19 protein-coding genes are annotated in these 24,604 nt (G+C 66.3%); 9 read left to right on the top strand and 10 right to left on the bottom strand.

What is annotated here, in order from left to right; translation table 11 throughout:
• Positions 1-183: 183 nt before the first annotated feature.
• The 4 genes from HLH34_RS18050 to HLH34_RS18065 are packed head-to-tail and all read right to left on the bottom strand — an operon-like array spanning position 184 to position 3,938.
• Complete coding sequence (locus HLH34_RS18050; RefSeq protein ID WP_183120953.1) at positions 184-702, bottom strand: hypothetical protein; 519 nt, start codon at positions 700-702, stop codon at positions 184-186.
• Entirely contained in the window at positions 699-911 is a 213-nt protein-coding gene (locus HLH34_RS18055; RefSeq protein ID WP_183120954.1) for a hypothetical protein, read from the bottom strand. Before HLH34_RS18055 ends, HLH34_RS18050 begins: the two co-directional genes overlap by 4 nt.
• 30 nt (positions 912-941) lie before the next feature.
• A complete protein-coding gene (locus tag HLH34_RS18060) occupies positions 942-2,552 on the bottom strand; it encodes an APC family permease (RefSeq protein WP_183120955.1) in 1,611 nt (536 codons plus the stop codon).
• Between the two features lie 30 nt (positions 2,553-2,582).
• Entirely contained in the window at positions 2,583-3,938 is a 1,356-nt protein-coding gene (locus HLH34_RS18065) for an NAD(P)/FAD-dependent oxidoreductase (RefSeq protein ID WP_183120956.1), read from the bottom strand.
• 102 nt (positions 3,939-4,040) lie between these two features.
• Here HLH34_RS18065 and HLH34_RS18070 point away from each other — a divergent pair, with 102 nt between their 5' ends.
• The 5 genes from HLH34_RS18070 to HLH34_RS18090 all read left to right on the top strand — a co-directional run bounded on the left by HLH34_RS18070 (position 4,041) and on the right by HLH34_RS18090 (position 11,449).
• Positions 4,041-4,931, top strand: a complete 891-nt coding sequence (locus HLH34_RS18070; RefSeq protein WP_183120957.1) for a dihydrodipicolinate synthase family protein — start codon at positions 4,041-4,043, stop codon at positions 4,929-4,931.
• A gap of 104 nt (positions 4,932-5,035) precedes the next feature.
• Complete coding sequence (locus HLH34_RS18075; RefSeq protein WP_183120958.1) at positions 5,036-6,031, top strand: 4-hydroxyproline epimerase; 996 nt, start codon at positions 5,036-5,038, stop codon at positions 6,029-6,031.
• Positions 6,032-6,227: 196 nt separating this feature from the next.
• Positions 6,228-6,905 (top strand): GntR family transcriptional regulator, encoded by a 678-nt coding sequence (locus HLH34_RS18080; protein WP_183120959.1) that lies wholly within the window; start codon positions 6,228-6,230, stop codon positions 6,903-6,905.
• A 379-nt stretch (positions 6,906-7,284) separates the two neighbouring features.
• Positions 7,285-8,622: a sensor domain-containing diguanylate cyclase gene (locus tag HLH34_RS18085; RefSeq protein ID WP_264784437.1), complete on the top strand. Its 1,338-nt coding sequence runs from the start codon at positions 7,285-7,287 to the stop codon at positions 8,620-8,622.
• Between the two features lie 415 nt (positions 8,623-9,037).
• Complete coding sequence (locus tag HLH34_RS18090) at positions 9,038-11,449, top strand: TonB-dependent receptor (protein WP_183120961.1); 2,412 nt, start codon at positions 9,038-9,040, stop codon at positions 11,447-11,449.
• A 129-nt stretch (positions 11,450-11,578) separates the two neighbouring features.
• Here HLH34_RS18090 and nadC read toward each other — a convergent pair whose 3' ends face one another.
• From nadC to HLH34_RS18120, 6 genes are all read right to left on the bottom strand, one after another.
• Positions 11,579-12,439 (bottom strand): carboxylating nicotinate-nucleotide diphosphorylase, encoded by an 861-nt coding sequence (nadC, locus tag HLH34_RS18095; RefSeq protein WP_183120962.1) that lies wholly within the window; start codon positions 12,437-12,439, stop codon positions 11,579-11,581.
• Complete coding sequence (locus HLH34_RS18100; RefSeq protein ID WP_183120963.1) at positions 12,436-13,980, bottom strand: L-aspartate oxidase; 1,545 nt, start codon at positions 13,978-13,980, stop codon at positions 12,436-12,438. The genes nadC and HLH34_RS18100 overlap by 4 nt, the downstream gene beginning before the upstream one ends.
• On the bottom strand, positions 13,977-14,960 hold the full coding sequence (gene nadA / locus HLH34_RS18105; RefSeq protein ID WP_183120964.1) for a quinolinate synthase NadA: 984 nt from the start codon (positions 14,958-14,960) through the stop codon (positions 13,977-13,979). The genes HLH34_RS18100 and nadA overlap by 4 nt, the downstream gene beginning before the upstream one ends.
• Positions 14,961-15,131: 171 nt before the next feature.
• Positions 15,132-16,016, bottom strand: a complete 885-nt coding sequence (locus HLH34_RS18110) for an NUDIX hydrolase (RefSeq protein ID WP_183120965.1) — start codon at positions 16,014-16,016, stop codon at positions 15,132-15,134.
• 50 nt (positions 16,017-16,066) lie between these two features.
• Positions 16,067-16,561 (bottom strand): GNAT family N-acetyltransferase, encoded by a 495-nt coding sequence (locus tag HLH34_RS18115; protein WP_183120966.1) that lies wholly within the window; start codon positions 16,559-16,561, stop codon positions 16,067-16,069.
• Positions 16,562-16,777: 216 nt separating this feature from the next.
• Complete coding sequence (locus HLH34_RS18120; protein WP_183120967.1) at positions 16,778-19,357, bottom strand: TonB-dependent receptor plug domain-containing protein; 2,580 nt, start codon at positions 19,355-19,357, stop codon at positions 16,778-16,780.
• Positions 19,358-19,624: 267 nt separating this feature from the next.
• On the opposite strand from HLH34_RS18120, the gene HLH34_RS18125 reads away from it, so the two are divergent.
• The 4 genes from HLH34_RS18125 to HLH34_RS18140 all read left to right on the top strand — a co-directional run bounded on the left by HLH34_RS18125 (position 19,625) and on the right by HLH34_RS18140 (position 24,600).
• Entirely contained in the window at positions 19,625-21,202 is a 1,578-nt protein-coding gene (locus tag HLH34_RS18125) for a flavin monoamine oxidase family protein (RefSeq protein WP_183120968.1), read from the top strand.
• Between the two features lie 2 nt (positions 21,203-21,204).
• The gene (locus HLH34_RS18130) at positions 21,205-21,621 is read left to right on the top strand and encodes a c-type cytochrome (protein ID WP_183120969.1); all 417 of its coding nucleotides are present in this window, start codon (positions 21,205-21,207) and stop codon (positions 21,619-21,621) included.
• A gap of 164 nt (positions 21,622-21,785) precedes the next feature.
• Complete coding sequence (locus HLH34_RS18135) at positions 21,786-22,691, top strand: LysR family transcriptional regulator (protein ID WP_183120970.1); 906 nt, start codon at positions 21,786-21,788, stop codon at positions 22,689-22,691.
• Between the two features lie 118 nt (positions 22,692-22,809).
• A complete protein-coding gene (locus HLH34_RS18140; protein WP_244960038.1) occupies positions 22,810-24,600 on the top strand; it encodes an FUSC family protein in 1,791 nt (596 codons plus the stop codon).
• The last annotated feature ends 4 nt before the right edge of the window (positions 24,601-24,604 follow it).

Here is a 24,604-nt window from a genome sequence, read left to right on the forward strand (position 1 = left end):
CGGTCTGATCCCCCCGCGGATCACCGATCGGGGCGCCGGAACCATCAGGGCCGGCGCCCTTTTTCATGGGGTTTTGCCCCATGCCCCACCAGGGCCTGAGGCCCTGGACCCGATCATGGATGAAACGACAGGGTTTCCCAGGGCGGGGTTCTTTGGCGGGTTCGGGGCCGCGCCTTGGGACAGTCAGGCCAGGGTTGGCGTGGCGGGCGCCACCGTCAGGTCCAACCGGCCCAGATAGGTCAGGCGGCGGGCGGCCACGATTTCGCCGATGCGCCCGTCGATGATCCGGGCATAGCCCGAGACCGCGGTTTCCAGCGGGGCCGACCCCACGGCGACGCCGGTGAACAGGGTGCCGGATTCGTCGCTCAGGTGCCATACGTCGCCGCGCACGCAGGCATTGTTCATGTAGCGCAGGCCCGGCAGAATATCCTTCAGCATGGGCGTCAGCAGGTCGGTCGCGTCAATGGCGTTGCGGACGAAGGCGCCGCAATCCTCATCGGGCACGAAATAGCCCGACAACTTGTCCTGGACCATCAGCAGGCCCGGTCGCGCCTGCCGTTCCATGACCATGCGGGTGCGGATCACGATTCTCTGCGTGTCGGACCCGATCTCGGAGGTCACCAGAATGGTGCCGATCGGGGTTGCCATCAGGTTGGGTGTCACGCGCATGCGCGCCAGCGGCAAGGTGGCGAGAATCGTCATGGGGCGGCCCCATCGATCATGTCTTCATAGACTCCATCGGGTTCGGTCGCGCCGGCCGGCAGGCCCGGCACCTGCCCGTAGGGCGGCCGGGATATTTTTATTTTATCATGAAATGACACGATATTTTGTAACCGGAAGGGATGATCAGAAACGATCTGTCTCGCCCTAACCTTCGACACGCGTGAAAGTTGCACCGATCCGCCGGACATCGCCGCAGCCTTGTGTCCGGCGGCGGGATTTCACCGGCCGATCTGTTCCATGAACGCCGGGCTTCCGCTGCGCTCGGCCCACAGATAGATCGCCAGGGCGAACAGCGCGACGGCGGCATCGTCCAGCGGATGCGGCAGGATGCCGCTGCCGCCGAAGCTGCCGACACCCGACAGGACCACCATGCCGGCGAAATAGACCAGCACCCAGCCGGTATGGCGCACCTGCCCGCGATGGCCCGGCCGCCGTGCGATACCCCACCAGACCAGGAAGCCGATTCCCAGCACAAGCTGCAGGGTCAGCAGCCACGACACGGTCTGCCATCCCGACCAGTAGACGATCAGCGACGCGATGATGAACGACAGCGGCCCCATCACGGCCATGCGCGACAGGCGGAACGGCCGGTGCAAGTCCGGCGCGGTGCGGCGCAGGGCGGCGGCGGCAATGGGCGCGAAGGCGTAGCTCATCATCAGGGCCGACGACACGACGCCGATCAGCGCCTGCCAGGAGGGAAAGGGCAGCGTCCAGAACACCGCCATCACGAAGGTCAGGTACAAGGCAGGGCGGGGCACGCCGCTGCCGCGATCGACGCGGGCGAACAGGGCGGGAAAGGTGCCGCCGCGCGCCCAGCCATAGATGATGCGGGGCGATGCGCTCATGTAGATATTGCCCGTCCCGGCGGGCGATACGATGGCGTCCGCCACCACCAGCGTCGCCAGCCAGACCGCCCCCACCGTCATGGCGATGTCATGGAACGGCAGCGCCAGGATATGGGCGATGCCGGCCCACCCACCGGCCAGCAGCCGGTCGGGCACGCTGCCGACGAAGGCGACCTGCAGCAGAACATACACTGCCGTCGCCATCAGCACCGACGCTGTCAGCGCCAGCGGGATGGTGCGCTGCGGATTGCGCACCTCGCTGGCCACCGCGATGATCGGCGTCAGGCCCAGATAGGCGAAGATGATCCCCCCGGTGGAAATCGCGGCCTCGATCCCGGCTCCGCCGGTGGGAGCGAAGCCGTGGCGGGTGAATGCGCCACTATCCATGTGGCCAAGCAGCACGACGATCACCAGCAACGGCACGCAGAATTTGAACACCGTGACGATGTTGTTGAACAGCGCGAAGGTCCGGATCGGCGACAGGTTCAGCCGCAGCAGCCCGGCCAGCACCGCAAGTTGCACTACCCAGCCCGCCCAGGTCGGGTCACCCGCCGCGTTGCGGGTCAGGCCGGGGATCCACGCCCCGGCATATTGCCGCGCCGCCACGATTTCGATGGAAATCAGGCTGGAGAACGCAATGACGGTGATCAGCCCCATCAGGAAGCCCAGCAACGGCCCATGGCTGTAGGCCGGATAGCGCACGACGCCCCCCGCGTGCGGCAGCGCGGCCCCCAGTTCGCAGAAGACCAGCCCCAGCAGCAGCACCGCCAGCCCGCCGATCCCCCAGGATATGACGCTGGCCGGCCCGGCGATGGCCGATACGTTCGATGCCGCGAACAGCCAGCCCGACCCGAAGATGGACCCGAAGCCGATCATCGTCAGGTCCAGCAGCGACAGCGACCGGCGGAAATGATCGGTGTGCGCCCCGCCGACGCTGGGGCCGAGGGCAGGGGAGGAGGATGGGGCGGAGGAACTGGCGGGCATGGAATACCTCGTGCCGGGGGAGGGGGCCGGTTATGTCGGCGTCGGTTGTGCCAAAGCGGGTTGTAGGGGCTGGACAGGGCGTGTTCGGCTGAACCGCTCGGGCCGGAACGGCGTCAGCGCGATCGGGGGGGCGGTGTCGGTCGCCAGCGCGCGCACCAGTTCGGCGGTCAGCGGCGCCAGCGTCAGGCCCAGATGCTGGTGTCCATAGGCCGCGATCGCGCCCGGCAGGCCGGGCAGCGGCCCGATGGCGGGCAAATAGTCCGGCAGGGTCGGGCGCGACCCCATCCAGTGGCTGAAGCCCGATGCGACCGGCAGGCCCAGATCGCGGACATTCTCTTCGAGGTAGCGCCATTTGCGGGGATCGGGCGGGGCGTCGGGGGCCGTGAACTCGATAAAGGACGACGTCCGCAACCGGGCACCGAACCGGCTGACGATCATCGATCGTTCCTCGAACACCATCGGCGGCAGGGCAGGCAGGCCGCCATGGTCCCATTCGATGTGGTACCCGCGCTCGGCCACCACCGGCGCCGACAGGCCCGCCGTCCGCAACAGTGCCTTGGTGCCGACGCCGGTGGCGATGACCACCCGGTCGGCCACCAGGACCTGCCCGTCCGTCAGGTGCACCGCCGTGCCGGCGTCGTCGCGCGCCAGCCTGACCGCACGTGCGGCCACGCGCCGCACCTGTGCCCCGTACAGCGTGTCGGACAGGATGTTCATCATCGTGCCTGGGCTTACGGTGACCCGCCCGGTGCCCTCCAGCTTCAGGGCGCCGCAGGGGCGATGGGCCAGCACGCCGTCCAGATCGGGAAATTCGTCCGCGTCCAGCCGCCGGACGGTGGCGGTCCCGGTATCGGCGGCCAGCCAGTGCGCCATGCCCGGTTCGGCGCGCCGGGAATCGTGCCAGAACATCAGATGCCCGGCTTCGTCCAGCAGTTCGGGCCGGCCCAGTTCGGCGGTCATCCGCCGCCAGGCCGGCATTGCCTCGGCCAGCAGCCCCCGCAGCGCCTCCTGGCCCGCCTGGGCACGGGCGGGACTGCAGGCCTGCAGGTAGTGGCGCAGCCACGGCACCCAGGACCCTGGCCGCGTCCAGCCGAAATCGAGCGCTCCGCCACGCAGGAACAGCCGCCCGGGGGCCGAGGCCAGCGCCGCCGGCGATGCCAGCGGGATCACCTGTTCGATCGCGATATGCCCCGCATTGCCCGAGGATGCTGGCGGGGTGTAGCGGGGTTCGCTGACCAGCGTGACGTCCAGCCCCGCTGCGCGCAGGGCCCGCGCGCAGCACAGTCCGACCAGCCCGCCGCCCACGACGATGGCGGTCCGGGGATGCGTCGGCGGGGGCGCTGTCTCGGGCGCGTCCTGGGGCGCTGGCGAAAGGGATTCGGGCATGTCGGTCATGCCAGCGGGCGGCGAAGGCAGGATGATTTCGTCCTTTCCATATCGACACGTATACGATAAACGAAACAAAACCGAAAGCAAGCGAGGCGCACAATGAAGTGGACAGGCGTATTCCCCGCGGCGACGACCCAGTTCGCGGCTGATGGTTCGATCGACCTCGCGGCCACGCAGGGCGTGCTGGACGCGCTGGTGCGCGACGGGGTGCACGGCCTGGTGGTCATGGGCACCTGCGGCGAGAACAATTCGCTGGAGCCCGAGGAAAAACGGACCCTTCTCCGCGCGGCGTGCGAGGTCGTGGCCCGGCGCGTGCCCATTATCGTTGGCGTGTCGGAACTGACGACCGGCCGTGCCGCGCGCTTTGCCGCAGACGCCGCACGGATCGGCGCTGATGCGCTGATGGTGCTGCCCGCCATGGTCTACGTCCCCACCGAGGCGGAACTCGAGGCCCATTTCTCCACCGTCGCGGCGGCGTCCGACTTGCCGATCATGCTGTATAATAACCCCACCGCCTACCGGGTGAACATCACCCTGCCGGTGCTGGAACGGCTGGCGGCGATCCAGACGATCGTGGCGGTCAAGGAAAGCTCGGCCAATACCTGCCGCTATACCGACCTGATCAATGCCTTCGGTGACCGCTTCGTGCTGATGGCGGGGCTGGACGATGTCGCCCTGGAAGGACTGATGCTGGGGGCCCAGGGCTGGATCTCGGGCCTGACCAGCGCCTTCCCCCAGGAATCAGTGGCGCTGGTCGATGCCCTGGCCCGGGGCGACATGGAACGGGCGCTGGCGATCTATCGCTGGTTCATGCCGCTGCTGCATCTGGATGCCGAACACGACCTGGTGCAGGCGATCAAGCTGGCCGAACAGATCATGGGACGCGGCAGCGAACGGGTGCGCATGCCGCGCCTGCCGCTGGCCGGCGCCCGCCGGGCGGCGGTCACGGCGATGGTCGAACGCGCCGCCGCCACCCGGCCCTGTGGCTGACGCGGGCAGGCAGGCTGCATGATCGTGGACAGGTCGTCCTTCTGAACTCGTCACATCGGTCCGGCCAGCGGCCGGGCCATCCCATCCGGACCAGGGGGTACGCGATGCGTCACACCTTCTTCTGCGTCGACGGACATACGGCGGGCAATCCGGTCCGTCTGGTCGCCGGCGGCGCGCCCCTGCTGCGCGGCGCGTCCATGAGCGAACGCCGGCAGGATTTTCTGGCCCGCTTCGACTGGATCCGCACCGGCCTGTGCTTCGAACCGCGCGGACACGACATGATGTCGGGCGGGTTCGTCTATCCCCCCACCCGGCCGGACACTGACGCCGGCCTCCTGTTCATCGAAACCAGCGGCTGCCTGCCGATGTGCGGGCATGGCACGATCGGGCTGGTCACCTTCGCGCTGGAACATGGGCTGATCGTGCCGCGTGAACCCGGCCGCCTGACGCTGGAGGTTCCGGCCGGCACCATCGGCGTCACCTACACGACCGGCGGCGGGCGCGTGACGTCGGTCACCATCCGCAACGTCCCGGCCTATGTCGCGGCGACCGGGGTCGAAATCGACGTGCCCGGATTCGGCCCGATGGTGGTCGATGTCGCCTACGGCGGCAATTTCTACGCTATCGTCGAACCTCAGGGCCCCTATCGCAGCCTCGACGAACTGGGCGCGCAGCGTATCCTGGACCTTAGCCCGCGGGTGCGCGCGGCCGTGCGGGCCGCCTGTCACCCCGTCCATCCGCTGGACGTGACGATCGCCGGTGTCAGCCACGTGCTGTGGGCCGAACCGGGCGACGAACCGGGGCAGGGCCGCAACGCCGTGTTTTACGGCGACCGGGCCATCGATCGCAGCCCCTGCGGCACCGGCACGTCCGCCCGTCTTGCGCATCTGTGGAGTCGCGGCGCGTTGCAGGCCGGTGCCCGCTTCGCGCATGACAGCTTCATCCGCAGCCGCTTCATCGGTGCGATAGATTGCGAAACCGATCTCGCCGGCCGGCCGGCGATCGTGCCCCTGATCACGGGCAGCGCGATTTCGACCGGCCTGAACACAATCTGGATCGACCGCGAGGACGTCTTCTGGCAGGGTTTCCAGGTTGTCTGACCGGTCAGAATTGTTTTGTAATCGGGGCTGTCGGGCCAGGCCATTCTGTCGTATCCCGCGGGATGCGCTGCGCCGGATCGTCGGCCGACCCGCTTCCGAAACATATTTTCGGCTTTCTTGACGAAAATGGGGCAGGCCCGATGGCAAACGGGCCGGCTCTGGTTTTTCCGCGCTGCCAGGAGGTTGCTTCCCCCACATGCCCATCGGCAAACCCCTGCCCGCGATCGCCGACCGTCCGCTGACGATCCGCACCATCTCGGATCAGCTGTATTACCTGATCCGCGACCGCATCCTCAGCGGCACCCTGCCGGACGGTGATCCCATCCGCCAGGATACGATCGCCACCGAACTGGGCGTCAGCAAGATCCCGCTGCGCGAGGCCCTGGCCCGGCTGGAACAGGACGGGCTGGTCCTGTCCCATCCCAATCGGGGCTTCTCGGTCAGCACCCTGTCCTCGGCCGAGGCCGAGGAAGTGTTCATCCTGCGCCTGCAGCTCGAACCGCCTGCTGCCGCCCGTGGCTGCCGCAAGGCGACCGCCGCCGATCACAGTGCCGCCCGGATGGCGCTGACCCGCCTGCGCCGGGCGGAACGTCATGACGACCCTGACACCGGCGCCTACAACCGCGCCTTCCACCTGGCGCTGATCCAGCCCGGCGCCGGTACGCTGACGATGTCCTTCGTCGAACGGATCAACGTCCTGGCCGACCGGTATATCCGTTTCCACCTGCGTTCCGAGGACCGCTACGAACGCGCCCACATCGCCCACCAGGCGCTGCTGGAAACCTGGCTGGGCGGCGATGCCGACCTGGTGGAACAGCAGGTCGCCCAGCACATCCGCGATACGATGGAAGACCTCTACAAAGACCTCCCCTGAGAAACCGGTTCAGCACGGGGTTCCGCTCGTTCGGTCGTGATCGGGCTGCGTTCGCTCTGAACGGCGATTCAGGAGATCTAGGGTAGCGTCAGGCGCCCCATCCAGTCATGGACATGATCCGGGTGGCCTCGGGTACGCCGTCCAAATTCTCGCCCGGGGCGCGCCGGAGATCTGCCAGACCGACCTCCCCCCAGGGTTCGAAATCCTCCAGCCCCTGCGGGCGCGGGGGTCTCGATCATGCCGGCACGCCAACAGTTCCGGGGGAGGCGGTCAACGCGCGAGGCCACGCGCGTGGCGTTGCGACGCGGCCGCATGTCGTTATGATGCGCTGACACGTACCGGGGGGGGCGTCGAACAGGTGCAGGATTTTGCGGATATCGTGACCCTGGCGATCGTGGGCAGCGGAACCGGCCTGTGGGACCGAAACGTCGTCACGGGGGAAATCCGCTATTCGCACGGCTGGGTTGAACTCCTCGGCTACGACCTCGACCATATCTCGAACCGGATCGAAGACAGCTACGACCGCGTGCATCCCGACGATCTGGCCTATGTGCAGGCGACCATGTGCGCCCATTTCGAGGGACGGACCCCCAGCTACGAAGTCGAACACCGGCTGCGCGCCAAGGACGGCACCTTTAAATGGGTCCTCACCCGTGGCCGCGTCATCGAACGCGATGCCGCCGGCCGAGCGTTGCGGATGGTGGGGACGACGACCGACATCACCTCGACGCGCCTGCTGGCCGAGGAACTGCGCAACAGCCGGGATCTGATCGCCAATCTGACGAACGAAATCCCCGGGCTGGTCTTCCAGTATCGCCAGGCCGTCAACGGCGCCGCGTGCCTGCCCTATGCCAGCATGCGGATTGCGGACATCTACGAACTCCTGCCCCGGCAGGTGGCCACGACCGTCGCCCCGCTGGAAGCGCGCATCCATCCTGAGGATTTCGATCTTTATCGTGCCGCGCGCGTGGCCTCGGCCGCCGATATGGTGCCGTGGCACTGCACGTTTCGCGTGCTGCTGCCTACGCAGGGCCTGCGCTGGCGACAGATCGACGCCCGCCCGGTCCGGCAGGAAGACGGGGGCATCCTATGGCACGGCCTGGTGGTCGACGTGACCGAGCACAAGCGCGTGGAACAGGAACTGAAGGACCTGGCGTGCATCGACCATCTGACCCAGCTGCCCAACCGGCGCGCCTTTACCGAACGACTGGACGAGGCCTTTCTGTGCGTCGGCCGTGCCGCCGCCTGCCGGGGGGATCTTCATGCGGCGGGCCTCCATGAGAACGACAGCCGCGCCGCCGTGCTGATGATCGACCTTGATCATTTCAAGACCATCAACGACACGTACGGCCATACGGTCGGTGACGCGGTAATCCGCCACTTCGCCAAGATATTGCGCACGACATTGCGCGTGACCGACTGTGCCGGCCGTCTGGGGGGCGAGGAATTCGCCGTCTGCCTGCCCGGTGCCGACCTGGCGCAGGCGGAACTCTTCGCCAAGAGGCTGCGCCGGATGGTCGCGGCCAGTCCGGCCATCGTGCGGGGCCGCCCGATCGACTTCACCGTCAGCATTGGCATTTCGGACATAACGGCGTGCGATGGCCAGGCCGGCGACACGTTGGCGCGCGCCGACAAGGCGCTGTACAGCGCCAAGGAACGTGGCCGGAACCGGGTGGAAGTGACCGCCGGCGCTGCCGCGGAGCGGGTGATATCCTGAACGTTCATTTAAAGAATTGCTGAATACACAATAATATTCAGATATCGGGCGATTAACGCGGAACCGCTGGGCGGTTGTCGTGGTGCTTTCGTGCCTGCATGGCAAAAGATTCGGCGATGCGTTCTCCAAAAGGGGAACGAAGAACTTCACCCTTTCAGACCCGCCTGACGCAGCATGGTGACACCGCCGTGATCGCGGGCCGGTCGACAGGCAGGTGCCGCGACGCGCCCCATTGATTGCAAAACAAAAACTCAAAGGTAAAATAATTAAATGTGAATAACTATAATGAATAAAGTTTATATTACTCAACATTAAATTCGAAAAAATGCGTGAATATATCATCGCGCCTTCGCTAATATTTGAGTTCTGAAACTACATTTTTGCCACTTCGTCATTTCGCTGAGAAGATCAAAAAATGCACTTTCAATATGGTGCCGGACTGCCGCGACGCCTGTCGAGCAAGGAATACCTTGCAGGCTATCTCTGGCAGACCACGTGCTGCGCCGCCCTTCTTGTCTTTGCCGCCAGTGAAGCGCGTGGGGCGACGGCACGGCACCAGGCCGATCGAACCAAGCGGAGCGCACCTGGGGCGGCGCAGGCGCCGCAGTCTCGAAAGCAGGCGACGGGCCAGACGTCTCGTCGCGCGCCCGAAGGTATCGGAGTACGCCCCGAGGACGTGGAGAGTGTCTCGGTCCAGGGGCTGTCTCGCAATGCGAGGCGGGCGTCAGAACTTCAGAAGACCCCCGCCTCCGCGAGCCTGTTGACGGCGGCGCGCCTCGAGAGGCTGGGTGTCCAGAACACCAGGCAGCTCGCGCGTTTGACGCCGAACCTGTACGTTCCGAACAACATGCCCGGGTATGCGGTCACGAATTACTTCATCCGGGGAATCGGTGAAATCGACCCGCAGGGTGAACCGTCGGTCGGCACATACATAGACGGTGTCTATCTGCCGAGGAATATGGGCAATATGCAGGAGCTCATGGATGTCGCCGATATGGAAGTCGATCGCGGTCCGGTCATTTTCACGGGCCATCAGTCCGAGGGTGGCGCCGTTCGCATCAACACGATCGTGCCCACGAACCAGCGCCGTTTTGTCGCGCAGACCGGTTATGGAACCTATAACGAGTACCAGATCGGTGTTGCGGCGAGCGGTGCGCTGGTTCGGGACAAGGTCTATGCCAGTCTTGCATTTGGCCGCCATGCGCGCGGCGGCATAGATCACAACTATACGGTCGGCAAGGACACGAACAACATCGACTATACGCAGGCCAGAGGAAAGCTGCGTTTCACGCCGAACGAGCGTCTCGACATCACGCTTTCCTTCGACGGCACGGTGGACGGAAGCACCAACAAGGGGGTTGGCAACCTGCTGAATCCCTATATCTACGGCAATTACAATCGGCTATATCCAAAGAATAACTACAGCGAGGTCGGGTTCATCAGCAATGTCCGATACACATTGTCGCCGCACCTGAGCCTGTTTTCGATCAGCGGCATCCGTGGTTACGACGACAGGGGGGTGTATGATAACACGGGTGACTACTATTCTCGAACGTCGCAGCCTCTTTATTACAAAGAGAGAATGTATTCGCAGGAATTGCGTCTGCGCGGCGATTACGGCAGGGTGAATTTCAACGTCGGGGCCTATTTCCTCTATGAGGACTGGTTCACCCAACGCTGGGCCAACAACGCCGCAGGCACGGGAACAAACAACCCCGCCCTGATCCGGACGATGCCGGTCTACGCCGTCATCGACCAATTGAATCGCAACTGGGCCGTGTATGGCGATGCGTCATACCACATCACACCAAAGCTGGTCTTTACCGCAGGCTTGCGGTTCAACTGGGAGAACCATTCGAACGCGGAAACGCTTTCGTATCTGGCACCCGGTCCGTCACACCTGGCCATGCCGGCGAACAATCTTCAATATATCCTGTGGGGTGTCCCGAACGATCAGGCTTGGCAGGTTTCGGCCCGCCAGAGCTGGGTGCAGCTTCTTCCCAAAGGGTCGCTCAGCTGGCAGGCGCGCTCCAACCTTATGGCGTATGTGAGCATTTCCCAAGGCGGCAAATCCGCAGGATATGATTTCCGCGCGCAGACGCCGACCGCCAGCGGCAGCCAGCAAGCCGCGATAGCCTATAATCCTGAAATCGTGACAACCTACGAAATTGGCGTGAAAACCGATCCGCTGCCTGGACGGGTTCATTTCAACGGCGCGCTTTTCTGGAATCAGTTCGACGACATCCAGTTGACGACGACAGATCCGACGAATGGCCTTTCCCATCGTTTCAATGCAGGCAAAGGACATTCCGCCGGCGCCGAAATCGAAACCTCCGCGAAGCTGACCCGTGATCTCGACCTGCATTATACGGCCTCGTATCTCTACGCGGTGCTTGACACATTCGAGGGAACTGTATCGCGGACGCGGCTGGCCAGCGGACAAATCTATAATAATAGCCCCTATGTGGGCGCACCCCTCGCATACGCGCCCCGGTTTCAGACAATGGGGTCGTTGACCTATCGCTTGCCTGTTCATCTGCCGGGAACGTTCTATGTCGGGGCGGATGTCTCCTTTCAGTCTTCTCTGTACACCAGTTCGGCCGCCAATCCGCAGACGCGCCTGTCACCGCAGACTTATGTCAACGCAATGGCCAGTTGGACCAGTCCGGACAAGCGCTGGTCTATCCAGGCGACGGCGCGGAACCTGTTGGATCGCCGCTATCTGCAGAGTGAGACGTTCGTGCAGGGTGGGGGCGTCCCTATCTACGAGTCGGCGCAGTTTGCGGACCCGCGCACCATTTTCGTATCCGCGAAATTCACGCTCTGACCCGCAGGAAACCGGCATTCACTCCGTTCCAGCCGGGCTCGCCCGACCGGAGGAGTTACAGCTTTTTACGGCGCGACGTTCTGTGGCCGCCACGGTTAAAGGGCAACGTCCGATCTGTCGCGCTGGCCCTTACGCGCCCCGGCTGTCGTAATCGAGCCCGATATCCAGCGCGCGCACCGTATGCGTCAGCCATCCCAGCGACAGGATATCGACGCCGGTTGCCGCAATGGCGGCGGCGGTGTCGGGGGTGATGCCGCCCGAGGCCTCGGTCAGGGCGCGTCCGGCCACCATCGCCACCGCCTCGCGCAACTGGGCCGGCGTCATGTTGTCCAGCAGGAACACGTCCGCGCCGCCGGCCTGCAAGGCCTCGGCCAACTGGTCCAGCGTATCGACCTCCAGCTCGATGCTGACCAGATGACCGGCACGGGCGCGGGCTGCGTCCAGGGCCGCGCGCACGCTGCCGCCGGCCAGGGCGATGTGGTTGTCCTTGATCAGGATCGCATCGTCCAGGCGGAAGCGGTGGTTCGATCCGCCCCCGGCCCGCACCGCATATTTCTGGATCGCGCGCATCCCCGGCAGCGTCTTGCGCGTGCAGCAGACGCGGGCTCGGGTGCCCGCGACGGCGCGGACGATTTCCGCTGTCGCCGTGGCGATGCCGCTGAGATGCGACAGGAAATTCAGCGCCACCCGTTCGCCGCCCAGAAGCGCCGGCGCGGGGCCGACGACCCGCGCGATGCATGTCCCGGGCGCGACGACGCTGCCGTCAGGGCGTTCGACGGTGAAGCGCACGGCGGGGTCGATCAGCGTGAAGGCCAGCCGGGCCAGCGACAGGCCGGCCACCACGCCGTCCTGCCGCGCGACCAGGGCTGTGTGCAGGATCTGGCCTGGTGTGGCCAGGGCGTCGGTGGTCAGGTCGCCGCCGCAGCCGAAATCTTCCAGCAGGCCGGCGCGCACCAGAGGTTCGAGCATCAAATCGGGCAGCGGCGTCATGACATCAATGCTCCTGAAGGAAGGCGGGCAACAGGCGCGGCAAGGGCCGCCAGGGCCGGCCATGCGCGCGCCAGGGTAATGCGGCTGGCGACGGCGGCGGGCGCCGTGCCGGGATGATCGGTCCGGTAATGGCCGCCCCGGCTCTCGCGCCGCTCCAGCGCGGCCAGGCACAGCAGCGCGCCGACCAGGGCATGGTCGTCGTGCGCGACATGCGGGGCCAGGGCGCAGGCCGCCCGGCGCAGGCCGTCGGCGTCGCGCAGGATGCCGGCGGCGCGCCCCACCAGCGTGCGCACGTCCGCCAGATACGCCGCCTGTGGCCATGCGGTGTCCTGTGCCGGCAGGGGGCTGGGGACCGGCAGGAATGTCGCGTCCAGGTCGCGGGCGACGAAGCCGCCGCAGACGAAGGCTTCCAGCAGCGAATTGCTGGCCAGGCGGTTGGCGCCGTGCAGGCCGGTGGATGCGGCCTCGCCGCAGGCCCACAGGCCCGGCACCGACGTCCGGCCGTGCAGGTCGGTCTCGATGCCGCCCATATGGTAATGCGCGGCGGGACGGACCGGGATGGGGTCGCGGTCGGGGTCGATCCCATGGGCCAGGCAGGCCCGCGCGATGCCGGGGAAATGCCGCGCGAAATGCCCGTGCGTCGCCGCGCGGGCGTCCAGCAGGACACGGTGCCCGGCCGCCAGATGCGCCTGGATTGCCCGTGCCACGACATCGCGCGGGGCCAGTTCGTCCGTGAAGCGGGCGCCGGTCTCGTCGATCAGCAGCGCGCCGGCGCCGCGCACCGCCTCGCTGACCAGCGCGCGCGGCGCGTGGCCGGCATGCGGCCCCGTCGAATCCAGGGCCGTCGGATGGAACTGCACGAATTCCATGTCGCGCAGGGTCGCGCCGGCGCGCGCGGCGCAGGCCAGGCCGGACCCCAGCCCGCCGGGCGGGCTGGTGGTGGTGGGAAACAGCGCGCCGACCCCGCCGGTCGCGATCACGCAGGCGGCGGTCGGGATCGTCGCCGCCCGCCCGGCACGCGTGGCCCGCACGCCGGCCACGCGACCGTCCGCGACGACCACCCGGCGCAGAGTGGCATTATCCAGCACGGCGATGCGCGGCGTCGCGTGGACGCGGGCGACCAGCGCGCGCATGATCTCGGCCCCCGTGCCGTCGCCATTGGCATGGGCGATGCGCGGACGGGAATGGGCGGCTTCCAGATGCAGATCGGGCATGCCGTCGGGCCGGCGGTCGAACACCACCCCCAGCCCGGCCAGCGCCGCGATGGCGTCCGGCCCTGCCCGCGTGATGGCGTCCACCGCCGCCGGGTCGCACAGCCCGGCACCCGCCGCCAGCGTATCGTGCGCGTGCAGGGCGGGCGTGTCGTCCGGGCCGATCGCGGCGGCGATGCCGCCTTGCGCCAGGGCGCTGGCGGTATCGGCGGCCAGCGGCGCCGGCGACAGCACCACGCACGGCCGGTCCATCAGCAGGGCGGTCGCCAGGCCGGCCAGGCCGGCCCCGGCAATGACCGGTCGCCCGGCAAGGGCGGCAAGGTCGGTCATGCCGCCAGCATCCGTTCCACCGCGCGGCGCCCGCCCGCCAGCAGATGGTCGGGGATTGTGACCTCGTGCGTCAGGCTTTCCAGCGCGTGGCGGATGGCGGGCAGGGTGATGCGCTTCATGTGCGGGCACAGATTGCACGGCCGCACGAAATCGATGGCGGGGTGGGCGGCCGCCAGATTGTCGCTCATGGAACATTCGGTCACCAGCAGGACCCTGTCGTGCGCGCCGCGCGCCACGAAATCCGACATCGCGGCGGTGGACCCGGAAAAATCGGCCTCGGCCACGACGCCGGGCGGGCATTCCGGATGAGCCAGGACGGCGACGCCGGGATTGTCGCGGCGCCAGTCGCGGATTTCCTGCGGGGTGAAACGCTCGTGCACCTCGCAATGTCCGGCCCAGGTGATGATCTCCACCCCGGTGTCCCGCTGGACGTTCTGCGCCAGGAATTCGTCGGGGATCATGATGACGCGGGGCACGCCCAGGCTCTCGACGATGTGCCGCGCATTGGCCGAGGTGCAGCAGATGTCGCTCTCGGCCTTCACGTCGGCCGTGCTGTTGACATAGGTGACGACCGGCACGCCCGGATGCGCGCGCTTCAGCGCCCGCACGTCCGCTGCGGTGATCGAATCCGCCAGCGAGCATCCGGCCTGCAAGGAGGGGATCAGCACCGTCTTGTCCGGGTTCATCATCTTGGCGGTCTCGGCCATGAAATGCACGCCGGCCATCACGATCACGTCGGCGTCCAGCCCCTGGGCGTCGCGCGCCAGGGCCAGGCTGTCGCCCCGGATGTCGGCGACGCAGTGGAAGATTTCCGGCGTCTGGTAATTATGCGCCAGGATCACCGCCCGATGCCGGCGCTTGAGGTCGAGAATGGCCGCGATATCGTCGGCGAACATCTCCCACTCCATCCGGGGGACGACCCGGGCGACGCGGTCGTAGAGGGCCTCGAGGCGGGGCGGGGCGGTAAGGGTCTCGGACATGTTCGGCTCCCTTGATCGAATTATGCTCGTTATGAGTATAATTCGATCGCATCAGTTCACCCCTGTGATTGGCCCGCCCGCCCGCCGCGTCAAGAGGGATCGACATGACAGCCTTGTGACCAGGCCGCCCGTTCGGAATGGAAGGGGGCCGTTCATTCGGGCGGACGGATATCAAACGGGGCGCGTGAGCGGGAGTTTGGATCCGGCGATCCGCCGCGCCCCGATCACTTCGCGCCGGAAACGGAACAGGCGGGCGGGGCGGCCGCGGGTGTCGGGGGCGAGGTCCGCCGTTTCCTCCACCAGGTCCTGCTGGGTGATCAGACGGCGGAAATTCTGCTTGTGCATGGCCTGCCCGGCCACCGCCTCGACCGTGCGTTGCAGCTGCAGCAGCGTGAAGCTGTCGGGCATCAGTTCGAAGATCACGGGGCGATAACGGATCTTGGCGCGCAGCCGCGCCATGGCGGTGGCCAGGATGCGTCGCCCGTCGCCCGCCATGTCCTGGCCCCGCACGGTCGCGCCCGCGGGAGGCGACGACTCCGGAACCAGTCCGGCCTCCCACAGCAATTCATAGCGTTGCAGCACCAGTTCGTCGTCCCAGCCCAGCCCTTCCAGACCGAAGGTCAGGGCAATGCGCTGGTGGCGGGCGGCGCCCAGGGCGGGCGGCGCGGCGCGGGCCCAGTCCCCCAGTTGCGCGGCGATCCGCGCGACCAGGGCGCGGCCGTCCGGGGTGGTCTGGTCCTCCCACGGGAAATAGTCGTACCAGTTGCGCCAGCCATGCTCCCCGCTATGGATGCGAGTCAGCGCCAGGTAGGAAATCAGCACGCTGCGTTCGTCGGTGGCATCGGTGTCCGGTGCGTCGGCAAAGGTATAAAGCTGTTCGACGTGGCCCAGCGCATGCCCGGTCTGCCGCTCGACCCATAGCCGCAGGCCGGTCTGCAACGACCGATGTCCGGCCTCCAGCGGGCCGGAGGGCAGCACCCGCCCCCCCTCCAGCGTCAGGACCATCGGACGATCCTCGCTGACCGCGATCAGCACGGCGATCAGTTTCGTGGGCATGGCGCGCGTCCCTCCTGCCGGCACCGGGCGCGGCGCGCCCTGGCCGTAGCCTATGCCGCGTCCAGCCTGCGGTACATGACGTGGCAATCCACCACGCCCAGCGTGGCATGGCGATAGGCGCCGGGCAGCGTGCCCACAATGGCGAAGCCGTGCTTCTGCCACAGACGGATCGCGACGACATTGGTGGCCACGACCGAATTGAACTGCATGGCGGCGAACCCCATTTCGCGCCCCATGCGCAGCGAATGTGCGCACAACGCCCCCGCCACTCCCTGGCCTCGCGCGGCAGGGGCGACGATATAGCCGCAATTGCACACATGATCGCCCGGCCCGGCGGCATTGGCCTTGATGTAATAGCTGCCCAGCAGCACCCCGTCGCGTTCGGCCACGAACGTCGCGCGTGGCGCCTCGGCCCATATGCGCCATCCCGCGCCGCGATCCATCTCGGGGTCCAGCGCATAAGTCTCCCGCGCACGCACGACATCGCGCAGGATCGGCCAGACCGCATCGAAATCGGCGGGTACCAGGGGGCGGATCAGCAGCATGTATCCTCGGCAGACGGCTCGCGCCACCGTATCAGCCGCCGGCCGTTCGGACAAACGGTTCGCCTTTTGAAGGCTACGGGAAAAGGGAAGGTCGGGCTCCGCCCGAACCCGGCAAGGGCCTCGGCCCTTGCATCCCATTCGTTTATAAAGTCCTGGGTCTCCAAAGGGCTTGGCCCTTTGGTGGGTCAAGGGCAACGCCCCTGCCTTCTGTCGGCATCAGAAGGTCGCGTTGATTCGGCCGTAATAATAGCCGCCGTTGATCGGTACCTGCGCCGCGTTCTGGTCGTAGACGGCGGCGCCGTAGGAGCTGAGTTCCTCGGGCAGGCGGCGCGGGCGAATATTGAACAGATTGTTGCCGCCGACCGCAAAATGCCAGTGGTTGTCAAGACGATAACCGATTTCCAGGTCGGTCAGCCAGCGCGGGGTGTTCTTGAACTGCGCGAAGCAGGAGTTGGAATAGCGCAGGGCGCCGCCCGCCGGGCACTGCAGCGCGCCGTTGGTCCAGTCCTGATAGGTCATCATGTCCGTCGTCTCGCCGTAGCGGGTCTGGCGGAGGTTCACGTCCCAGTTGCCGACGGTATAATAGAGGTTCAGGATGATCTTGCTGCGTGGATAGGCGGTGGTCAGATAGCCGATCGTCTGTTCGTTCAGCAGCGGCGTGCCGGTCTGGGACAGGCCGTTGTGATGCAGCCGCGTGCGGTTGAGATCGAGCGCCATGCTCAAGGCCAGATTGCCGTAGCGATGCAGGTGGAACGTGTAGTCCGCCTTGATGTCCAGGCCCTGCGTCCGCGTGCTGGCGCCATTGGCGAAATAGTAGGTCGATACGTTGGCGATATCGAACGAGTTGACGGGCAGGGCATAGCCCATTGCCTGAATGGCGCTGACGGCCGCGGCCCCTTTCGTGACGCCACCCTGGCCGATGCGATTGCGCAGGTTGATCTGATAGGCGTCCGCCTCGACGTGGAAGCCGCTGACCGGCTCGACCACCAGCCCGCCGCTGGCGCTGACCGCGCGTTCGGGCTGAAGCGGGCTGGCGCCCAGCGATTGGGCCGCGGAGGAGCTGACGGGCAGCAGTCCCGAGGCGCTGGTGGGGCTCACGCTCATGGTGCTGTAGTGCTGCTCGGCCATGGTGGGTGCGCGGAACCCCGTGCTGATCGTGCCGCGGACAGCGATGCGCGAAGTGATGTCCACGCGGGTCGACACCTTGCCGTTCTCGGCGTTGCCGACATCGGTGTAATGCTCGAAACGGCCTGCAAAATCGAGGTCCCAGCGCTTTACCGGGTGGAAGTCACCATCGATATAGGCGGCCCAGATGTCGCGGCTCCACGAGCCCGCGCTTTGGGGGCCGAGGCCCGCGTAGCCCTGCGTGCCGCCAACCTGATAGGAGGGCGGGCTGCCCGCCACGATCTCGTAGGTTTCAAGCCGGTGTTCGCCGCCGAAGGCCAGCACCATCGGCACCGTATTGAAGATGTTGATACGGCGGCGGAAATCCAGGTTGTTGGTCCACTGGGCATTGCGATAGCTCAGTGACCGGACCGTCGTGGGCGACCAGCCGCAACCCTCGGTGGAAACGTTCGCGACATTGCCGTTATTGCACGTCGCGCCGAGCATTCCCGTGTTGGCGGTATGCTTGTTGCCGACAATATCCTCGTCCGCGCCGTAGACCGTGCTCAGATCCCAGTCGAACCCGAAGAAATCATGCCCCTTGACGCCAAGAAGGGCGGCATAGTCGTTTTCCTCGATGGTTTCGAGGGGCGAGAACCCCCACGGGTACAGCGAAGGCGCAATAGTCGGGATGCGATAGTTCTGGATGGCCTCGGCGTGGCGGTGCGCATAGGTGATCTGGCCGTAGAAATCGACCTTCTCGGCGATGGGCTTGCCGAAATCGATGCCGAGATTCTCGCGCGTTTCCTCGGGCGTGCTCATGATCTTGTTGGAATCGGTGGGCACGGGCATGGCGTTTCTCACCACGCCGGCATAATAGCCGTTGGTGTTGGCGCCCGTGGGCCAGTAGCCCAGCAGGCGGTGGTCCTTTGCCCCGGCCACGAAATGGTCGGTGTGATAGACCTGCCCGCTGAGGTGGACATAGCCGTCGTTGCCGAGCTTGAGGCCGCCATCGGCATTGACCTGATACTGCCAGCCATCGCCGTTATAGGCGTTGGCGCCCGTCTGGGCGCTGACGTTCAGCCCGTGGTCCTGCTTCTTCGTGATGATGTTCACCACGCCGGCGATGGCGTCGGAGCCGTACATCGCGGCGGCCCCGTCTTCCAGCACTTCGACGTGGTCGATCATGTTGGCGGGGATCATGTTCAAATCGACCGGTGTCGCGCCGAACTGCGGGCCGGAGTTCTGGACGATATTGCCCGTCACATGGCGGCGCTTTCCATCCACAAGCACCAGGACCTGATTCGGGTTGAGCCCGCGCATACGGATCGAGGACGTGAGCGCCGCCGTATCGCTGCCCTTGGCCGATATATTGATCGAGGCATAGGTACGCGTCAGCGCGTCGGCCAGATTCATCTGGCCCGAACGGCGAAGCGTCGCGGCCGATACGACGGCGATGGGGCTGGCGCTGTCGCGCGCGCGGCGGTTGGTCGCGTGCGTTCCCGTCACGATGACGGCCTCGCTGGCGTCGGCGGGCGGGTGGTAGGCGGCGGGCGCCCCGCTCGGCCGGGCGGCATGCTTCGCCGGCTTCGTGGACGTTTGTAGCGGTTCCGCATCCGAAGGGGAGAGCGCTGCGCCCGTGCAACCGAAGAAGCAGGCCGTTGCGAGGAGCAATGAATGTCGTGACGCCATATGACACCCTTTTATGGTCGAATCCCCGGGCCGTGCGCCGGACCGCATCACGGTTACGACATTTCGGTTTCGGAATGTAACACCTATTCGATATCAGAAATAATACGTATAAATTTATACACAAACATACACATGTCGCGTGGGGGACGCATTCTGTTGCATGTTAAAAACGTCGTGATTATAGGTAGCCGGGACGGGATATTTCGAAACCCGTCCCCGATCTTTGCAGGGCGGGACACATTTTTTCGGACAAGGAACCCCAGCCTCATGGCTTCACAGACCCGACGCCAGCTTCTGACCGCGCTTGGTCTCGCGGGGGGAACCGCGGCCCTCTATCAGGCGATGACGGTCATGGGTCACGCAGCCGATTCACGATTTTCGGGGCCGCCGGTGCTGTCCGGGGCGCGCAAGGGGTCGAAAGTGCTTGTACTGGGCGCCGGCCTGGCGGGAATGCTCGCCGCCTACGAATTGCGCAAGGCGGGATATTCCGTTCGCATCCTGGAATACCAGGACCGCCCAGGCGGCCGGAACTGGACGTTGCGCGGCGGCGACCGTGTGGTGGAAATGGGCACGCCTGTTCAGAAAGTGGGCTTTTCGCCAGGGAATTACATCAATCCGGGCCCGTGGCGCATTCCCTATCACCATCGCGCCCTGCTTCATTATTGCAAACAGTTCGGCGTCCCGCTGGAGCCGTTCATTCAGCTCAATTATAATGCGTTCGTTCACAGCGCCGAGGCTTTCGGCGGCAAGCCGATGCGCTATCGCGATGTCGCGTGCGACTTCACCGGTGTCGTCGCCGAGCTTCTGGCGAAATCGATCGATGGGCACACGCTTGATCAGGAACTGACACAGGACGATCGTGCGCAGCTGAAAGAGGCGATGCGGGGCTGGGGCCTGCTGGACGAGAACCTTCGCTACACAAGCAGCGTGCATACCTCGACGCGCCGGGGATGGGAAAGGCGTCCCGGGGGCGGACCCGACGGCGCGCCTGTGCCCTCGCAACTGCTTGACCGGCACGATCTGTTCAAGCCGGGCATGTGGCAGTCTCTGGCCTTTTTCATGAATTATGAGATGCAGACGACGATGTTCCAGCCGGTCGGCGGCGTGGACATGATCGGCAAGGGATTCGCGAAACAGGTCGCGGACCTGATCACCATGCACGCGCGCGTCACCCGCATCGCCCAGGACCAGCAGGGCGTGCGCGTAACATGGGAGCATACCGCCAGCGGCAAGGTCTCGGAGGAAACCGCCGATTGGTGCGTCTGCACCATCCCGCTCTCGGTGCTGAGCCAGATCGACGTTCAGGTCGCCCCCGCCATGAAGGCCGCGATCGGCGCCGTTCCCTATACCTCGCACATCAAGATGGGTCTGGAGTTCAAGCGCCGGTTCTGGGAGCAGGACGACGACATCTATGGCGGCATCAGTTTTACCAGCGGGGAGATTTCACAAGTTTCCTATCCCAGCTACGGCTATCATTCATCCGGGCCGGGCGTACTGCTTGGCGCCTATACGAAGAACATGGCCGGCCTGGACATCGCAGGCATGTCGCCCGCCGAACGCATCGAGACCGGCCTGGCGCAGGGCTCGGTTCTGCATCCGCAATATCGCAAGGAGTTCAGCAACGGCGTCGCCGTGGCCTGGAGCCGCATTCCCTGGTCGCTGGGTTGCTGCGCCATCTGGAGCGAGGAGAGCCGCAAGCAGCATTACCGCACGCTGACGGAAATGGACGGTCGCATCGTGCTGGCCGGCGAGCATGCCTCGTACCTCGGCTGTTGGCAGGAGGGGGCGCTCCTGTCCTCTCTCGATGCGATAACAAGACTTCACAAGCGGGCGCAGGAGGCCTGATCATGAACAGCTTTATCCTGCGCGCGCTCCTCATCGCGGGCCTTGCCGCCTTCCCGGTCGCCGCCCATGCCGATTCCCCCGGTGCGGGGGGCGAGCGCAAAAGCGACATGCAATCCGGCGCCGAGGTCTATCGCCATGTCTGCCAGGCCTGCCATATGGCGGACGGCAAGGGCGGAAAGGGGGCCGCGGTCATTCCCGCGCTGGCGAGCAACCCCAAGCTGGCGATCTCGGCCTATCCCGCCGGGGTCGTGCTCAACGGATTCGGGGCGATGCCGTGGTTCAACGGCACGCTGAGCCCCGAGCAGATCGCGCATGTCGTCAATTATGTCCGCACCCATTTCGGCAACAGCTATACCGACATGCTTTCGGCGGACGATGTGAAGGCCATGGCGGGCCCCGTGCCGCATGTAACGCACTGATCCCGCCCCTGGGATCGGCTCGTTTATCCATGATCGGGGTCCAGGGCCTCAGGCCCTGGTGGGTTCGGGCAACGCCCGACCTTCCGTTCCCTGTAACTCGGCCCCTATGGGACCCCGCCCTGAAGCGGTAGGGTTGCGAAGGCATCCTTGGTCGGGCGGTTCGTGTGTTCCTGCGTCAGTTAACCTATCTGGTCGCGCTTGAGCGTTTCCGGCATTTTTCCCGTGCCGCGGAACATTGCGGCGTGTCCCAGCCGGCGCTTTCCGCCGCCATCCGGCAATTGGAGCACGAACTCGGCGTCACGGTCGTGCTCCGCAACCGACGGGTGTTCGGCTTCACCGCCGAAGGCGAGCGGGTTTTGGCGTGGGCGAAGCAGACGATCGCGGCGCTGGACGGTCTGCGGCAGGAAGCGCATTTCGCCCATGAAGTCGCCGGGGGCAGCCTGTCCATCGGCGCGATGCCGCCCGCCATCCAGATCGTTCCGCTGCTGATGGAAAGTCTGCGGGCCGCGGTGCCGGCGCTGCACCTGTCGGTCAGCGTCGCGGCCAGCGCGGACATCCTGCGCGACCTCGGCGAACAGCGTATCCAGATGGGGCTGATGTATCTGGACCAGGTGCCCGCCGACGGCCCGTTTGAAACCCGGCATCTCTACGCCGAACAGCTTGTGCTTGCGGCCGCCCCCCAGGTCGGCCTGCCGAATCGGACGTCCTGCCGCTGGGACGAGGCGGCGCGGCTGCCGCTGTGTCTGCTGGGGCGGGCGATGAAAAGCCGGCAGATCGTCGATGCGTGCTTCCGCGAGGCCGGGTGCGAGCCGGCCGTGTTTCTGGAAACGAATTCGCTCGAACTGCTGCATGCCGAACTCCGGGCCGGACGCCTCGCGACGATCCTGCCCACCGCCGCGCTGCCGGCGGGAAGCGACACGGTCGCCCCGCTGCAGATCCGGCGTCTCAGCCCATGCCCCACGCCCGGGGTCGGGCTGGTGCGGCTGCGGCAGCCGGTCGTGACGGCCCTGATGGCGCGAAGCTGGGAGATCGCCTGCGGGCTGGTGCTGGACGATGCGCTGAAGCTGTAGAGGGGCGCTTCATAATCGCTGGTTATGATCAGATCACGACAAACGCTTGGACGCATGCCGCGCCGCGCCGCAGCCTGTCGCTTTTCGGGGCAGGGCCATGTCAGGCGCGGTGGGAAGAATGGCCGATTCCGGGGCCAGGGCATGGGGCAAGCCGTGGGGCGAACCATGGCGGTGGCTGATGGCACCGTCGCCGGCCGATCTGGGGTTCGCGGTCCGTACGTCGGCGGCCGCAATCCTGTCGCTTCTGATCGCGATGTGGATGGAACTGGACAGCCCGCAATGGGCGCCGCTTTCCGTCTGGGTCGTGGCGACGGCGTCGCGGGGCGAATCGCTGTCCAAGGCGCGCTGGCGGCTGGTGGGCACGGCGGTGGGGTGCTGCGCGGGCGTGGCGCTGATTGCGGCATTCCCCCAGGAAACCGGCCTGTTCTTCGTGGGGCTGGCGCTGTGGATGGGTCTTTGCTGCGGGTGCGCGACGTTCTTTGACGGGTATCGCAGCTATGGCCTGCTGGTCACCAGTTTCACCTCGGCCATCGTGGCGACCGGGGCCATCAGCCAGCCCGATCATGTTTTCGATGTCGCCATGGCGCGGGGCACCTACATCGTGCTGGGCATCGCCTGCGAGGCCGGGATGGCGGCGCTGTTCCTTCCGGGCGTCCGGGCGGCGGCGCGCGCACGGCTGCCCGGCCGGCTGCGCGGGCTGGCGGACAGGGTTGCGTCGGGCGTGGCGGCATCGTCGGCGGGCCGGCCGGATGTCGAGGCCGAAAGCGGCCTCCTGGCCGATCTGGTGGCGGTCAACGCGCGTGTCGAATTCGATGTGCTGGAGATGGGCGCGGGCCAGGGGCGAAGCGCCGATCACGCGCGCGCCGCGCTGGCCTACCTGCTGGCGGTGCTGGCCCGCGCGCGCAGCGGCGTGCGGGGCGCGGCGCTCGATCGGGATCTCGGCGCGGCACGGCGGCATATCCAGGCGATCGCGGCGCCACGGGTGCGGGACCCATTCAGGTTCGGCAGCCATTCCCCGCGTCAGGCGATCGAGGCCCTGCACAACGGCCTGCGGGCGGCGTTGGGCATTATCGGCGCATGGCTGGTCTGGGAAGTGACGGCATGGCCCGCCGGCCCGGCCTTCGTGTCGTTCGTGGCGCTGGTCTACGGGCTTCTGGCGACGCGGGAGGTCCCGGCGCTGGCGTCCGCCGGGTTCTATCGCGGGGCGATGTGGTGCGCGGCGGTCGCGGGCCTGTATGTCGCCCTGGTGATCCCTGCCGTCACGTCGCCGGAATGCCTGGTGCTGCTGCTGGTCGTTCCCATGATCGCGGGCGGGCTGGCCGCGCGGACGCCCCGGCTGGTCAATCATGCCTTCGCGTTCAACCTGTTCTTTCCCGTGCTGCTGGGCCCGTCGAACCTGGGGCGTTATGACGAGGTCTCGTTTCTCAATGGGGCATTGGCCTTTCTGGCGGCCGTTCTGTTTGCGCGACTGACCTTCGGGCTGGTGCTTCCTTTCAGGGCGGACAACCATCTGAGGCGCACGGCGGCCTGGGTGGAACGGCGGCTGCGGGCCCTGGCGCGCGGCAATGACCGATCGTCCGTTCCCCAATGGCTGGCGGCGAATGCCGACAGCATGGTGCGCGCGGTGCGGACATGCCGCGACGTCCCCCGCGACGAGATGCTGCGGTACATGGGCCGGCATCTGGACGCCATGGCGCTGGGCATGTGGGTGATCGAACTGCGTGACGCGGCCCGCTCCGACGGCCTCCCCGCGGGCGTTCGCTTACGTCTGCGCGTCTTTCTCAGGGCCTGGATACGCCAGGGCGCGCAGGCGCGGGATGTGGCGCGGCAGGTGTTGCGGCATGTCCAGCGGCACCCGGACGTCAGGCCGGACGTGCTGATGGCGTTGCGGGGCCTTACGGAACAATAGCCGC

Source organism: Gluconacetobacter azotocaptans (genome assembly GCF_014174355.1).
Classification (GTDB): Bacteria; Pseudomonadota; Alphaproteobacteria; order Acetobacterales; family Acetobacteraceae; genus Gluconacetobacter; species Gluconacetobacter azotocaptans.

Excerpts from the sequence above, each read along its gene's own strand:
- HLH34_RS18050 (WP_183120953.1), bottom strand. The coding sequence starts at position 702 with ATGACGATTCTCGCCACCTTGCCGCTGGCGCGCATGCGCGTGACACCC.
- HLH34_RS18055 (WP_183120954.1), bottom strand. The coding sequence starts at position 911 with ATGTCCGGCGGATCGGTGCAACTTTCACGCGTGTCGAAGGTTAGGGCG.
- HLH34_RS18060 (WP_183120955.1), bottom strand. The coding sequence starts at position 2,552 with ATGCCCGCCAGTTCCTCCGCCCCATCCTCCTCCCCTGCCCTCGGCCCC.
- HLH34_RS18065 (WP_183120956.1), bottom strand. The coding sequence starts at position 3,938 with ATGCCCGAATCCCTTTCGCCAGCGCCCCAGGACGCGCCCGAGACAGCG.
- HLH34_RS18070 (WP_183120957.1), top strand. The coding sequence starts at position 4,041 with ATGAAGTGGACAGGCGTATTCCCCGCGGCGACGACCCAGTTCGCGGCT.
- HLH34_RS18075 (WP_183120958.1), top strand. The coding sequence starts at position 5,036 with ATGCGTCACACCTTCTTCTGCGTCGACGGACATACGGCGGGCAATCCG.
- HLH34_RS18080 (WP_183120959.1), top strand. The coding sequence starts at position 6,228 with ATGCCCATCGGCAAACCCCTGCCCGCGATCGCCGACCGTCCGCTGACG.
- HLH34_RS18090 (WP_183120961.1), top strand. The coding sequence starts at position 9,038 with ATGCACTTTCAATATGGTGCCGGACTGCCGCGACGCCTGTCGAGCAAG.
- nadC (WP_183120962.1), bottom strand. The coding sequence starts at position 12,439 with ATGACGCCGCTGCCCGATTTGATGCTCGAACCTCTGGTGCGCGCCGGC.
- HLH34_RS18100 (WP_183120963.1), bottom strand. The coding sequence starts at position 13,980 with ATGACCGACCTTGCCGCCCTTGCCGGGCGACCGGTCATTGCCGGGGCC.
- nadA (WP_183120964.1), bottom strand. The coding sequence starts at position 14,960 with ATGTCCGAGACCCTTACCGCCCCGCCCCGCCTCGAGGCCCTCTACGAC.
- HLH34_RS18110 (WP_183120965.1), bottom strand. The coding sequence starts at position 16,016 with ATGCCCACGAAACTGATCGCCGTGCTGATCGCGGTCAGCGAGGATCGT.
- HLH34_RS18115 (WP_183120966.1), bottom strand. The coding sequence starts at position 16,561 with ATGCTGCTGATCCGCCCCCTGGTACCCGCCGATTTCGATGCGGTCTGG.
- HLH34_RS18120 (WP_183120967.1), bottom strand. The coding sequence starts at position 19,357 with ATGGCGTCACGACATTCATTGCTCCTCGCAACGGCCTGCTTCTTCGGT.
- HLH34_RS18125 (WP_183120968.1), top strand. The coding sequence starts at position 19,625 with ATGGCTTCACAGACCCGACGCCAGCTTCTGACCGCGCTTGGTCTCGCG.
- HLH34_RS18130 (WP_183120969.1), top strand. The coding sequence starts at position 21,205 with ATGAACAGCTTTATCCTGCGCGCGCTCCTCATCGCGGGCCTTGCCGCC.
- HLH34_RS18140 (WP_244960038.1), top strand. The coding sequence starts at position 22,810 with ATGGCCGATTCCGGGGCCAGGGCATGGGGCAAGCCGTGGGGCGAACCA.